13 protein-coding genes are annotated in these 13540 nt (G+C 71.1%); 11 read left to right on the plus strand and 2 right to left on the minus strand.

All coding sequences use genetic code 11. The features are described 5' to 3' along the window. Position 1: 1 nt before the first annotated feature. Genes PBV52_RS15540 through PBV52_RS15580 form a run of 9 tightly spaced genes read left to right on the plus strand, consistent with a single transcriptional unit; the run spans position 2 to position 8526 of the window. Positions 2-883, plus strand: a complete 882-nt coding sequence (locus PBV52_RS15540) for a carbohydrate ABC transporter permease (protein WP_274238952.1) — start codon at positions 2-4, stop codon at positions 881-883. Continuing rightward, positions 880-1710 (plus strand): carbohydrate ABC transporter permease, encoded by an 831-nt coding sequence (locus tag PBV52_RS15545; RefSeq protein WP_274238953.1) that lies wholly within the window; start codon positions 880-882, stop codon positions 1708-1710. Before PBV52_RS15540 ends, PBV52_RS15545 begins: the two co-directional genes overlap by 4 nt. Then, a complete protein-coding gene (locus PBV52_RS15550; protein WP_274238954.1) occupies positions 1707-2801 on the plus strand; it encodes an ABC transporter ATP-binding protein in 1095 nt (364 codons plus the stop codon). The genes PBV52_RS15545 and PBV52_RS15550 overlap by 4 nt, the downstream gene beginning before the upstream one ends. Further along, positions 2798-3652 carry a DeoR/GlpR family DNA-binding transcription regulator gene (locus PBV52_RS15555; RefSeq protein ID WP_274238955.1) on the plus strand — a complete coding sequence of 285 codons (855 nt, stop codon included), beginning with the start codon at positions 2798-2800 and terminating at the stop codon, positions 3650-3652. Before PBV52_RS15550 ends, PBV52_RS15555 begins: the two co-directional genes overlap by 4 nt. Further along, the gene (locus PBV52_RS15560) at positions 3630-4709 is read left to right on the plus strand and encodes an ABC transporter ATP-binding protein (RefSeq protein ID WP_274238956.1); all 1080 of its coding nucleotides are present in this window, start codon (positions 3630-3632) and stop codon (positions 4707-4709) included. Before PBV52_RS15555 ends, PBV52_RS15560 begins: the two co-directional genes overlap by 23 nt. Next, complete coding sequence (locus PBV52_RS15565) at positions 4706-5734, plus strand: 2-hydroxyacid dehydrogenase (RefSeq protein WP_274238957.1); 1029 nt, start codon at positions 4706-4708, stop codon at positions 5732-5734. The genes PBV52_RS15560 and PBV52_RS15565 overlap by 4 nt, the downstream gene beginning before the upstream one ends. Before the next feature lie 13 nt (positions 5735-5747). Next, entirely contained in the window at positions 5748-7172 is a 1425-nt protein-coding gene (locus tag PBV52_RS15570) for an FGGY-family carbohydrate kinase (protein WP_274238958.1), read from the plus strand. 50 nt (positions 7173-7222) lie between these two features. Continuing rightward, positions 7223-8302 (plus strand): glycerophosphodiester phosphodiesterase family protein, encoded by a 1080-nt coding sequence (locus tag PBV52_RS15575; protein ID WP_274238959.1) that lies wholly within the window; start codon positions 7223-7225, stop codon positions 8300-8302. Next, the gene (locus tag PBV52_RS15580; protein ID WP_274238960.1) at positions 8302-8526 is read left to right on the plus strand and encodes a hypothetical protein; all 225 of its coding nucleotides are present in this window, start codon (positions 8302-8304) and stop codon (positions 8524-8526) included. Before PBV52_RS15575 ends, PBV52_RS15580 begins: the two co-directional genes overlap by 1 nt. A 3-nt stretch (positions 8527-8529) precedes the next feature. Here PBV52_RS15580 and PBV52_RS15585 read toward each other — a convergent pair whose 3' ends face one another. After that, positions 8530-9168, minus strand: a complete 639-nt coding sequence (locus PBV52_RS15585) for a DsbA family protein (protein WP_274238961.1) — start codon at positions 9166-9168, stop codon at positions 8530-8532. Positions 9169-9305: 137 nt separating this feature from the next. Between PBV52_RS15585 and pepN the strand changes: the two genes are divergently transcribed. Both pepN and PBV52_RS15595 read left to right on the plus strand, forming a co-directional pair. Further along, a complete protein-coding gene (gene pepN, locus PBV52_RS15590; protein ID WP_274238962.1) occupies positions 9306-11900 on the plus strand; it encodes an aminopeptidase N in 2595 nt (864 codons plus the stop codon). Positions 11901-12109: 209 nt separating this feature from the next. Then, entirely contained in the window at positions 12110-13168 is a 1059-nt protein-coding gene (locus PBV52_RS15595; protein ID WP_274238963.1) for a hypothetical protein, read from the plus strand. 80 nt (positions 13169-13248) lie between these two features. On the opposite strand, the gene PBV52_RS15600 is transcribed toward PBV52_RS15595, so the two are convergent. Then, positions 13249-13476: a hypothetical protein gene (locus PBV52_RS15600; protein WP_274238964.1), complete on the minus strand. Its 228-nt coding sequence runs from the start codon at positions 13474-13476 to the stop codon at positions 13249-13251. Between the last annotated feature and the right edge of the window lie 64 nt (positions 13477-13540).

Below are 13540 nucleotides of genomic sequence, written 5' to 3' on the forward strand. Positions count from 1 at the left end.
GATGGGATGGCGGCTCGCCCTGCGCCCGTACGTCCTGATCGTCCCCGCGCTGCTGCTGACCTGCGGGATCCTCTATCCCTTCGGACTCGGCCTCTACTACACGCTGTTCGACTTCTCGGCGAGCAAACCGCAGCCGGACATGGTGCGGTTCGAGAACTACGAGACGGTCTTCACGCAGGAGGCCTTCTGGAACTCGGCGTGGGTGACGGTGCTGTACGCGGTCGGGGCGGCCGCGGTGGAGACCGTGCTGGGCGTGGCCGTCGCCCTGCTGCTGCACCGGTCGACGATCGTCGGGCGGGTGCTGGAGAAGATCCTCATCCTGCCGCTGATGATCGCGCCGGTGATCGCGGCCATCATCTGGAAGCTGATGCTCCAGCCGTCGGTAGGGGTGATCAACTACCTCCTGAAACCCTTCGGGCTGGGCGGAGTCCAGTGGACGGACACCCCGACCGGCGCGCTGCTGTCGTCGATCGCCGTGGACGTCTGGGTCTACACCCCGTTCGTGGCGATCCTCGCCCTGGCCGGCCTGCGCTCGCTGCCCACGTCTCCCTTCGAGGCGGCGGCCGTCGACGGGGCGGGCTGGTGGTACACCTTCCGGCGGCTGACGCTGCCGATGCTGTGGCCGTATGTGCTGGTCGCGGTGATCTTCCGGTTCATGGACTCGCTGAAGGTGTTCGACATCATCTACGCCCTGACGGAGGGCGGGCCGGGCGACTCGACCGTCGTCCTGCAGATCCGGGCGTACCTGGAGGCGATCCGCTTCCAGCGGTACTCGTTCGGGATCAGCTACACGATCGTGCTGTGGGCCGTGGTGTATCTCGCCGCGATGGTGCTGGTGAAGCACCTGGGGAAGATCCAGCGGAAGGCGGCCGAGGTGAAATGACCATCAAAAAGCGCCTGTTGGGGTGGCTGGCAGATGCCGCCCTCATCCTCTACTTCGTCTTCGCGCTGTTCCCCATCGCCTGGATGGTGATCCTGTCGCTGAAGCCGACGAACGAGCTCTTCTCCACGTACTTCTCCTTCTCCCCCACCCTCGACGGCTACCGCACGGTCCTCGGTGACAGCGAGGGCATCCCGTTCGTGCGGTTCTTCGTCAACAGCCTGGTCGTGTCGCTGGGCGCGGTGGCCCTGTCGCTCCTCGTCGGCCTTCCCGCGGCGTACGCCTCGGCGCGCTGGCGGTTCAAGGGCTCCGAGAACCTGATGTTCACGCTGCTGTCGTTCCGGTTCGCGCCCGAACTCACCGTGATCATCCCGCTGTTCGTGCTGTACCAGAAGCTCGGACTGTTCGACACCTACGTCGGCATGGTGTGGGTGCTCCAGCTGGTCACGCTGCCGCTGATCGTGTGGATCATGCGGTCGTACTTCGCCGACCTCACCCCGGAGCTGGAGCAGGCGGCGCTGCTGGACGGCTACAGCCGCAAGCAGGCGTTCTTCAAGGTGGCGATCCCGCTGGTCAAGCCGGGCATCGCGGCCGTGTCGCTGCTGGCCTTCATCTTCGCCTGGAACAACTTCGTCTTCCCCCTCATCCTCACCTCCAACGAGGCCCAGACCGTGACCGTGGGCGCCCTGTCCTTCCTGGGCGGCGACCGGCCCAAGTACAACCTCACGGCCGCGGCGGCGCTCGTCTCGGTCGTACCGCCGCTGCTGCTGGCCCTCACCATCCAGCGGTATCTGGTGCGGGGGCTGTCGTTCGGGGCGGTGAAATCATGAGCACGGCCATCGCACTGCGGGAGATCCGGAAGACGTACGGCAGGACCACGGCCCTGGACGGGCTCGACCTGGAGGTCCGGGAGGGCGAGTTCTTCTGTCTGCTCGGCCCGTCGGGGGCCGGGAAGACGACGACGCTGAAGACCGTCGCCGGCCTCGAACTCCCCGAATCCGGCACCGTCGAACTCGACGGCAAGGACATGCGGGACGTCGAGCCGTACGACCGTGGCGTCGCGATGTGCTTCGAGAGCTACGCCCTCTACCCGCACAAGTCGGCCTACGACAACCTGGCCTCGCCGCTCCGCTCCCCGCGCCACCGCCTCCCCGCCGCACAGGCGCGGGAGCGGATCGGTGAGATCGCTGAACTCCTCGGCATCTCCGCCCTGTTGGACCGCCCGGTCGGCCAGTTGTCCAACGGCCAGCGGCAGCGTGTCGCCCTCGGCCGGGTCCTGGTCCGCCCCGCCCGCGCCTTCCTCCTCGACGAGCCCCTCTCCCACCTCGACGCCAAGCTGCGCCAGCAGATGCGGGCCGAGCTGAAGGCGATCGGGGCCGTACAGCGCACGACCACGCTGTACGTCACGCACGACTCCGTCGAGGCGCTGGCGCTCGGCGACCGGATCGGGGTCATCCGGGACGGGCGGATCGTGCAGACGGGGACGCGGGAGGAGATCTGGTACCGGCCCTGCGACACGGAGGTCGCGCGGGCCTTCGGACGGCCGCGGATCAACCTGCTGCCGGGGGTGGTGACGCGGGACGGGGGGTTCCGTTCGGCGGACGGGACGATCGAGCTGCCGGTCGGTGCGCAGGCGGCTCCCGGCACCGACGTACTGATCGGGCTGCGTCCCCGCGACATCACCCTGCACGGCCCCGGGCACGAGCTCACCGGCACCGTCTATGTCACCGAGGTGCTCGGGCGGTCCGTCGAGGTCACCGTCCGGCTGGGCGAGCACCAGGTGTCGCTGGTCGCCCCGCGCTCCGACACGACGGGGCTGCGGCCCGACGATCCGGTCCGGCTGTCGGTCCGGCCTGAGAACCTGCTGCTGTTCGAGGCCGACCGGCCCAAGCGCCCAGGACGACGGATCGAGACACCATGAACACCAGCAGCAGCACCCCGCAACAGGGTCCCGCCGCCCGCCAGGCCGCCATGGCCGAGCGGGTCCTCGCCGACGGCTCCGCGACGGCCGCCGAGCTGGCCGAGCACTTCGGGGTGAGCGTGATGACCATCCACCGGGACCTCGACGAGCTGGAACGGCAGGGCATCGTAAGGAAGTCCAGGGGCGGAGTGACGGCCCAGCCCTCCGGAGTCTTCGAGTCGAACGTGCAGTACCGCCTGAAGACCATGCGCGCCGAGAAGGCCGCCGTCGCCGACCGCGCGCTGAAGCTGATCGAGCCCGGCATGGCGATCATGCTGGACGACTCCACCTCCACCCTGGAGATAGCCCGCAGGCTGCGGCACGGCGAGGTGACCCCGCTGACGGTCGTCACCAACTTCCTGGAAGCGATCAACCTGCTCTCCGACCAGCGCGGCATCCACCTCATGGCCCTCGGCGGCGACTACGACCCGCTGCACTCCTCCTTCCTCGGCGTGTCCTGTGTCGAGGCGATAGAGCAGCTGCGCGTGGACGTCTGCTTCGCGTCGACGTCGGCCGTGCGCGGGGGCTACGCCTACCACCAGGAGCAGCACATCGTGTCGGTGAAGCGGGCCATGCTCGACGCGGCCGCCCGCAACATCTTGCTGATCGACCACACCAAGCTCGCCAGGGTCGCCCTGCACCGGGTGGTCCCGCTCTCCCGCTTCGACCTGCTCCTCGTGGACGACGGGGCGTCGGCTCAGGCGCTGCGGGACCTGGACGAGCACAAGGTCACCTACGAAGTCTGCGCCCGGACAGGTCCTGGGGCACCGACCGTGACGAAGGGCAGCGATGACCGAGCTGGAGCTACGTGATCTGCGCAAGACCTATTCGGCGCGGGGTCGCCCGTCGGTGGACGCCGTACGCGGCATCGACCTGACCCTGCGCTCCGGCGAGCTGCTCGGCCTCCTCGGCCCGTCGGGCTGCGGAAAGTCGACCACCCTGCGGATGATCGCCGGCCTGGAGACGGTGACCGGCGGGGACATCCTGGTCGGCGGGACGTCCATGACCGCGCGCCCGGCCCAGCAGCGCAACATCGGGGTCGCCTTCGAGAACTACGCCCTCTACCCGCCGCTGACGGTGGCCGAGAACCTGGCCTTCGGCCTGAAGGCACGCAGACGGGCCGACCGGGGCGACGTCGACCGCAAGGTCAAGGAGATCGCCGAGCGCGTCGACCTCACCGGCATCCTCGACGCCCGCCCCGCCGGCCTCTCCAGCGGCCAGAAACAGCGCGTGTCCCTGGCCCGCGCCCTGATCCGCGAACCGGACGTGCTGCTCCTCGACGAGCCCCTGTCCCACTTGGACGCGGCCCAGCGCGACACCACCCGCCGCGAACTCAAGCGCATCCAGAAGGACTTGGGCCATACGACCATCCTGGTCACCCACGACCAGGAGGAGGCCCTCTCCCTCGCCGACCGGATCGCCGTGATGAAGGACGGCGTCATCCAGCAGCTCGGCACCCCGTACGAGATCTACGACAGCCCCGCCAACCTCTTCGTCGCGGACTTCGTCGGCGAGCCCGCGATCAACCTCCTGCCCGCTGTCGCCGACGGCGACGGTCACGCCCGGCTGTCCGAGGCGGCGCGGATCGCGCTGCCGGTGCCGGTGGCGGCGGGCCGGGAGGTCGTGGTCGGCATCCGCCCGGAGGACCTGGAGCTGACCGGCGAGGACGGCCTGCCCACCCGCGTGGTGGCCCACGAACCCCTGCTGGAGTCGGGCATCGCGACCCTCGCCCTCGACGGCGTCGAACGCCCCCTCGTCGTCCTCACCGCCCCCGAGGTGCGCCTCGCCCACGACGACCGCGTCCACGTCACCGCCGACCCTCACCTCACCCATGTCTTCGACGCCGTGACAGGAGACTCGCTGCGATGACCAACGGGAACAGCGTGCGCGTGGTGGCCGCAGGCGATCACTTCATCCTGCCGTCGCTCATCACCGAGGCGCTCGGTCACCAACTCGCCTGCGACGTGGACGAATTGACCCTCGGCTGGCCCCTTGACCCCTTCGGCCCGGTGGCCGAGGTGACGGAGGCGAGTGACGCCGAGGACGAGCTGATCGACGCGCTTGCGGGTGCGCAGGTGCTGGTCACCCAGATGGGTCCGGTGACCGAGCGCGTCCTCGACGCCTGTCCGGACCTGCGGCTGGTGGTCGTGTGCCGGGGCGGCCCGGTGAACGTCAACCTGGACGCGGCCAAGCGGCACGACGTCCGGGTGTGTTACGCCCCCGGCCGCAACGCCGCCGCCACCGCCGAATTCACCGTCGGCCTGATGCTGGCGGCCCTGCGCCGGATCCCGCAGGCCCATGACCTCCTGGCTCGGCAGGGCAGTTGGGAGGGGGCGACGTACTACACGTACGAGCACAGTGGGCTGGAGCTGGAGGACCTGCCGGTCGGGCTCGTCGGCTACGGGGCGGTGGGCAGCAGGGTCGCGCGGGTGCTGTGCGCGTTCGGTGCGCGGGTCATGGTGTACGACCCGTACGTGCACGGCGAGATCCACGGCCTGCGGGTCGCCTCCCTCGACGACCTCCTGCGCGCCTCGCGGGTGATCACCCTGCATGCCCGTCTCACCGCCGAGACCCGCGGCCTGATCGGCGCCCGTGAACTCGCCCTGCTGCCGGAGGGCTCGGTGGTCGTGAACGCGGCACGGGGGCCGCTGCTGGACGAGGAGGCGCTGTGCGACGCGCTGGCGAGCGGGCGTCTGTCGGCTGCGGCGCTCGACACGTACGTACGGGAGCCGCTCCCGCCGGACTCACGGCTGCACGCCCTCGCCGACCGGCTCGTCCTGACCCCACACCTGGGCGGTGCGTCCCGCGCGGTGGCGGAGAAGGCGGCGCGGATCGCCGCCGCGGAAGTGGGCCGCTGGGTGCGCGGGGAGCAGCTGGCGCACTGTCTGACCTGAGCCGGGAGGCGTTATGTACGTCGGTATCGATGTAGGCACGTCCACGGTGAAAGCCGCCGCGTTCGACACCGAGGGCCGCGAACTGGCCGTCGCTTCCCGCCCGGTGGGGCTCGCCCTGCACGGCGGGGTGGTCGAGCAGGACATGGACGAGCTGTACGGGGCGGTCGTCGCCGTACTGGAGGAGTTGACCTCCCGCGCCCCGGAACCGATCGAGCTCGCCGGGCTGACCGGACAGGGCGACGGGGTGTGGCTGGTGGACGCGGAGGGGCGGCCGGTGCGCCCCGCCGCCTCCTGGATGGACGGGCGGGCGCACGAACTCGTCGACCGCTGGCTGGCGGACGGCACGTTCGAGACGGTGTTCCGGCGGACGGGAAGCGCGATGTTCCCCGGGTGTCCGGGGCCGCTGCTGGCGTGGCTGGACAGTCACGAGCCGAAGGCGCTGGATGCCGCGAGGGCCGCCCTGTACTGCAAGGACATGGTGTTCCAGCGGCTGACGGGGACAGGGCCGACCACGGATGTGTCGGACGCGTCGATGCCGTTCCTGGACCCGCGGACGCGGACGTACGACAACCGGGTCGTGGAGCTGCTGGGTCTGACCCACCGGCGCGGCCTCCTCGCCCCCGTCAGCGATCCGGTCGCGACGGCGCGGACGCGCGGCGAGGGGCTGCCGGCCGGGACGCGGATCGCGAACGGGCCGTACGACCTGCCGGCCTGCGCGCTCGGCGCGGGGGTGACGTCCGCGGGCGACGGTCTCCTCATCGTCGGCACCTGCCTGGCCAGCCTGGTCGCGACCACCGACCTCGATCTAACGGGTGAACCGGCCGGCCTGTACATCAACACCGACCGCCCCGGGCACTGGCTGCGCGCGATGCCCGCGATGGTCGGGACGGCGGCGCTGGACTGGGTGCTGTCGACGACGGGCGTCCGGCACGAGGAGGTCGACGGGCTGCTGGCCGAGACCCCACCGGGGGCGCACGGGGTGCGGGTGCTGCCGTACTTCGCGCCCTCGGGCGAGCGCGCGCCGTTCGTCGAGCCGCGTCTGCGCGCCGAACTGACCGGCGTCTGCCTGGAGTCGACCCGCGCCGATCTGGTCCGGGCGACCTGCGAGGGCATCGGCTACGCGGCCCGGCACTGCCTTCAGGCGGCGGGGCTGACCGGGACGCTGGCCGTGTGCGGGGGCGGTACGCGCAGCCCTGCCTGGATGCGGCTGCTCGCCGATGTCCTCGGGCGGCCGCTCAGGGTCGTCGAGGGCGAGGTGGGCGCGCGGGGCGCGGTGCTGGCGGCGGCCGAGCGGTACGGGGTGGCGCTGGACGCGCAGGCGTGGACGCGGCCGGCGGCGGTCGTCGAGCCGGACGGGGGCCGGGCGGCGTATTACACGCAGGGCTATGAGGAGCACCTGACCCGGCTGGCGGAGGCACGCGGCCGGGCACGTACCTGAGGCCGTACGACGACGCGCTCGTGAAGAGCCGTACGAGGAAAGGGAGTTGTATGCACCCGAGACGTAGATCCCTGCTGCTCGCGGCCGCCGGCACCACGGCGGCCGCGGCCGTACCCGCGACGGCGGCGGCCGCCGAGGCGGCTGCGGCGACGGCCGGCTCCGGGACACCGGGGCGGCCGCTCGTCATCGGCCATCGCGGCGCCGCCGGCTGGCGCCCGGAGCACACGGCGGCCTCGTACACGTACGCCGTGCAGACCGGCGCCGACTGGATCGAGCCGGACCTGGTGCCGACCAAGGACCATGTGCTCGTCGTCCGGCACGAGAACGAGATCTCGCAGACGACGGACGTGGCGTCCCACCCGGAGTTCGCGGACCGCCGCACGACGAAGACGGTGGACGGGCGGGCGGTGACCGGCTGGTTCACCGAGGACTTCACGCTGGCGGAGCTGAAGACGCTGCGGGCGGTGGAGCGCCTGCCGCTGGTCCGCAACCGCAACACCGTGTTCGACGGCCGCGAGGAGGTGCTCACCTTCCAGGAGGTGGTCGGCCTGGCGCGCAGGCTGTCGAAGGCGTACGGCCGCACGATCGCCGTCTTCCCGGAGACCAAGCACCCGACGTACTTCCGCGGACTGGGCCTGCCCCTGGAGCCGAAGCTGGCGGAGGCGATCCGCCGGTGCCGCCTCGGCCGGCGCGAGTGTGTCGTGCAGTCCTTCGAGCCGACGAGCCTGAAGCGGATCGCGGCCGAGCGGCTGGGGGTGCCGCTGTGGCAGGCGCTGGGGACGACGGGTGGGCCGTACGACCTCGTCCTGGCGGGTGATCCGACGACGTACAAGGACATGATGACGCCGGCGGGGCTGGCGCGGATCGCCGCGTACGCGCACTGGATCGGGCCGGACAAGTCGTCGCTCGTCGGTACGTCCGTCCTCGCGGACGCCCATGCGGCGGGGCTGCGGGTGGGGCCGTACACCTTCCGGGCGGAGAACCAGTTCCTGCCGGCGGACTTGCGGCGCGGCAGCGGAGCGAACGATTTCGGGGACGCGTTCGCGGAGTACGCGCTGTACTACGGGCTGGGGGTCGACGCGGTGGTGACCGACTTCCCCGATCTGGCGGTGATGGCGAGGAGGGGCTGATGTTTTTCCGGGACAAGCACTGCCCGAGGTGTGCCGGCAGCGGCACGCAGGAGTTCAGGCCGCTCACCCCCAAGGAACTGGAGGCGATCAAGGCGGACCGTGGCGACCTGTGGCGCTGCACCGGCGAGGGCTGCCGGTGGTACCAGCCGTGGCACAAGCAGCGCGACGGCGGCCTGCTCCCGGAGGAGTTGAAGATCCAGGCCGCCGCCACAGAACCGGCGTGAGCCCTACAGGTTGCTGAAGTCCGGCCCCTTGGTACGGGTGCGCTTGATCTCGTAGAAGCCCGGCACGGAGGCCACGGCGAGGGTGCCGTCCCAGAGCCTTGCGGCGTCCTCGCCCTTGGGGGCGGGGGTGACGACCGGGCCGAAGAACGCGATCTGCTCGCCGTCGGCGCCGGGGACGGCGATGACCGGGGTGCCGACCTCCTGGCCGACCTTCTCGATGCCCTCCTTGTGGGAGGCGCGCAGCTGCGGCTCGTAGGGGGTGCCGTCCCAGTGCTCCAGGAGGGAGTCCGGCAGGCCGACGTCCTTCAGGGCGGCGGCGACGGTCTCCTTGCCGGGGCCCTCTTCCTTGTTGTGGATGCGGGTGCCGAGCGCGGTGTAGAGGTCGCCGAGCACCTCGGCGCCGTGCTCCTCCTGTGCCGCGATGACGACCCGGACGGGACCCCACGCCTTGGTCTCCAGCAGCTCGCGGTACTGCTCCGGCAGTTCGTCGAGCTTGTCCTCGTTGAGGACGGCCAGGCTCATCAGATGCCAGCGGACCTCTATGTCGCGGACCTTCTCGACCTCCAGTACCCAGCGCGAGGTCATCCAGGCCCAGGGGCACAGGGGGTCGAACCAGAAGTCGACGGGGGTCTTGTCCGACATGTCTCTCCTCAAGGGGAAGCGTTTCCCCGGGGAACGTTCCTGGTCGGTCCGCCCATTCCCGCCTGCTGTGCGTCAGGTGCACATGGCAGGATCGGGGCTGTCCGCATACTGAACACCAACTCAAGGGAGTACCGCCCGTGCCCGGTGAGAATCTGTCCCGCGACGAGGCCCGGGAGCGGGCTGCCCTGCTGTCCGTCGACGGGTACGACGTGTCCCTCGACGTCCGTTCCGCCGTGGGCGACGAGGGCTCCGCAAGCCAGGCGCCGCGCACCTTCCGCTCGGTCACCACGATCCGCTTCCGCTGTGCCGAACCCGGCGCCACCAGCTTCGCGGACCTGATCGCGCCGAGTGTGACGGCCGTCTCCCTCAACGGCAAGGACCTGGACCCGAGCGAGGTCTTCGACGGCTCCCGGATCACCCTGGAGGACCTCGCCGCAGACAACGAGCTGATCGTCGACGCCCAGTGCGCCTACTCCCGCACCGGCGAGGGCCTGCACCGCTTCGTCGACCCCGAGGACGGCGAGGTCTACCTCTACACCCAGTACGAGCCGGCCGACTCCCGCCGCGTCTTCGCGAACTTCGAGCAGCCGGACCTCAAGGCCCCGTTCCGCTTCGAGGTGCGGGCGCCCGAGGAGTGGACGGTGTGGAGCAACGGGGCCGGTCAACTCACCGACGGGGTGTGGCGGTTCGCGGAGACGAAGCCGATCTCGACGTACGTCACCTGTGTCGTGGCGGGCCCGTACCACTACGTCACGGACTCCTACTCGCGTACGTTCGCGGACGGCACGACGCTGGAGATCCCGCTCGGCGCGATGTGCCGCAAGGGTCTCGCGCCGTACTTCGACGCCGACGACGTCTTCCTGGTGACGAAGCAGGGCCTGGACTTCTTCCACGACCACTTCGACTACCCGTACCCCTTCGGGAAGTACGACCAGGCGTTCGTGCCCGAGTACAACCTCGGCGCGATGGAGAACCCGGGGATGGTGACCTTCCGGGAGGAGTACATCTTCCGCGGCAAGGTGACGCGGTCGTCGTACGAGGGCCGGGCCAACGTCCTCCTGCACGAGATGGCGCACATGTGGTTCGGCGACCTGGTCACCATGGTGTGGTGGGACGACCTGTGGCTGAAGGAGTCCTTCGCGGACTTCATGGGCACCTTCGCGAACGTGGGCGCGACCCGCTTCAAGGACGCCTGGATCACCTTCGCCAACCGTCGCAAGGCCTGGGCGTACCGCGCCGACCAGCTGCCCTCCACGCACCCGATCACCGCCGACATCCGTGATCTGCAGGACGCGAAGCTCAACTTCGACGGCATCACGTACGCCAAGGGCGCTTCCGTACTGAAGCAGCTCGTCGCGTACGTCGGCCAGGACGCGTTCCTGGAGGGTGCGCGGCGCTACTTCAAGCGGCACGCGTACGGCAACACGCGCCTCGGTGACCTGCTGTCGGTCCTGGAGGAGACCAGCGGGCGGGACATGGGCGCGTGGGCGCGTTCCTGGCTGCAGACGGCGGGCGTGAACGCGCTGACCCCGCAGGTGCTGCTGGACGCCGAGGGGCGCGTCGACGAGCTGGCCGTGCTCCAGGAGGCGGCCGAGTCGCACCCCGAACTGCGCCCGCACCGGGTCGCCGTGGGGCTGTACCGGCGGGGCGCGCAGGGGGCGCTGGAGCGGTTCGCGCAGGCCCAGGTGGACGTCGACGGTCCGCGCACGGTCGTGGCGGAGCTGGCGGGGGCCGAGGCCCCGGAGCTGGTTCTGGTCAACGACGACGACCTGACGTACTGCAAGACCCGCTTCGACGAGACGTCCCTGGCGACGCTGCGGGAGCACCTGGGCGCGCTGACCGACCCGCTCGCCCGCGCCCTGTGCTGGTCGGCGCTGTGGAACATGACGCGGGACGCGCTGCTGCCGGCGCGGGACTTCGTGGGCCTGGTGCTGCGGTTCGCGGGGCGCGAGTCCGACATCGGCGTGCTGCAGATGCTGCACGCGTGGGCGAACTCGTCGCTGGTCAACTATGTGACGCCCGAGTGGCGGCCGACCGGCGAACAGCTGCTCGCCGAGGGTGCGCTGCGGGAGCTGCGGGCCGCCGCGCCGAGCAGCGAGCAGCAGCTGGCGTGGGCGCGGTTCTTCGCGTCGGTGGCGTCGGGGTCGCAGGATCTGGGGCTGCTGCGGGGCCTGCTGGAGGGCACCGAGAAGATCGAGGGCCTGGACGTCGACCAGGAGCTGCGCTGGGCGTTTCTGGGGCCGCTGGCCGAGCACGGCGTGGCGGACGAGTCGGTGCTGGCCGCCGAACTGGCCCGCGACGACACCGCCTCCGGCAAGCGCCACCAGGTCCGCTGCCTCGCCGCCCGGCCGTCGGCGGCGGTGAAGGCGCAGGCGTGGGCGCAGGTCGTCGAGTCCGACGCGCTGTCCAACGCGCTCGTCGAGGCGACCATCGCGGGCTTCACGCAGCCCTCGCAGCGGGAGCTGCTCGCGCCGTACACCGACAAGTACTTCGCGGCGATCGAGCGGGTGTGGGCCGAGCGGTCGATCCAGATCGGCATGGACGTGGTCCGGGGCCTGTTCCCGGGGCTGCAGCAGTCGCAGGCCACGCTGGACGCGACGGACGCGTGGCTGGCGGCCCACGAGGACGCGGCGCCGGCGCTGCGGCGGTTGGTGCTGGAGGCGCGCGACGACCTGGCGCGGGGGCTGCGGGGGCAGGCGTGTGATGCGGCGGCGGCCGCGTCAACCTCATAAGACCTTTGGCCAACGATCACGGCCCTCCGTGACCGTTACGGAATTCAGGCAATAGCAGCCGTAACCCCTGGTCCAACCCGAACGGACCAGGGGTTTTCCGTGCCTACTCGGCATCCGAACACCCGTCCTTTAGTGCCAGGTTGTCCGCTTTTGTCGACGGGCGTGTAACAGCGGTTAAAGGGCGGACAGGACGCGGGAACCTCCCGGTCATGAACCACAACACCCCGCTCCCCCCGGCCTCCCCCCGCCCCCTGCGCCACCTCTCCGACGTGCACCGCCGCGTCATGACGACCGCACAGCTGAAGTCGCACGGCATCTCGCCCGCCGAGATGAACGAGCAGTGCCGCCCCGGCGGCCCCTGGCAGCAGGTCCTCCCCGGCGTCTTCCTGCTCCACCCCGGCCCGCCGACCAGCGAGGAGCGCCTGCACGCGGTGCTGATGTACGCGGCGCGGGAACGGTCGCCCGGGGTGCCGTCCCAGCCGAACGCCGGCGAGGCGCACGCCCCCGCCTACCCGGACGCGGTGATCACGGGCCTCGCGGCGCTGACCCTGCACGGCTTCTCCGCCACGCCGCCGCTCACCGCGCTGGACCAGATCGACGTCCTGGTCCCCCGTATGCGCCGGCTGCGCTCCACGGGCTGCGCCCGCATCCTGCGCACCGCCGCGCTGCCCACCCCCCAGCAGGTGACGGGCCTGCCGGTGGCCCCGGTCCCGCGCGCCCTGGCCGACGCGGTGGCCGAACTGACGGACGCGAGCGCCGTACGCCGGCTGCTGACCGAAGCCGTCCGCGGCGGCCACTGCGAACCGGCGTCGGTGGTGCGGGAGTTGAACCAGGCGAAGCTCCTGTCCCGCCCGCACGTGGTGGACGCGGTGGACTCCCTGCTCGCCGAGGGCCGCGCGATCGCGGAGGACCGCCTGTACGAGATGGTCCACGTCCACGGCCTGCCCGACCCCGTCTGGAACGTCGACCTGCGCCTGCCCGGCGGTCCCCACCTCGGCGGCCTGGACGCCTACTGGCCGGACCAGGCGGTGGCGGTCGAGCTGGACACCCGCGCCCCCCGCCAAGGGCATCGGCAGGACGACGACGCCCTGTGGTCCGAGTACGCCCGCAAGCGCGAACACCTGGAGCGCCTCGGCATCACGGTCGTCCACATCACCCCGAAGAAGCTGCGGGACTCGATGGAGCAGCAGGCGGCGGTGGTCCGTACGGCCCTGATGGCGGCGGCCGACCGCGACCCGGCCGCGTATGTCGTGGTGCTGCCCCGGTAGTGACGGACCGGGAAGGCAGCACCAGGAGGGGAGAGGAGGGGCCGCCGGATCATCGGCGGCCCCTCCTCGCGTCGGCACTGTCAGGCGGCCGGCCAGTCGATGGCGACGGCTCGGCGGGCTCCCGTGGTCCGGACGAAGCGGGTGCGCAGCCGACGCCACGCGGTCCGGCCCCGCCGGGTGTCGTCCGGCACGACCGGTGCGTCCGGCAGGGCCGACAGGGCACCGGCCCTGGTCTGCCAGTCCTCGAACACGCCGCGGAACACCTGGTGTTGCTCCTGGAGCGGCACCGAGCGCCTCACTGCAGCCACGACGGCCTCCTTCACATCCACGCACTCGTCGATGGATCGAAGGTAACGAGGAATGGCTCGCTGA

The organism is Streptomyces sp. T12 (genome assembly GCF_028736035.1).
In the GTDB taxonomy this organism is placed as follows: Bacteria; Actinomycetota; Actinomycetes; order Streptomycetales; family Streptomycetaceae; genus Streptomyces.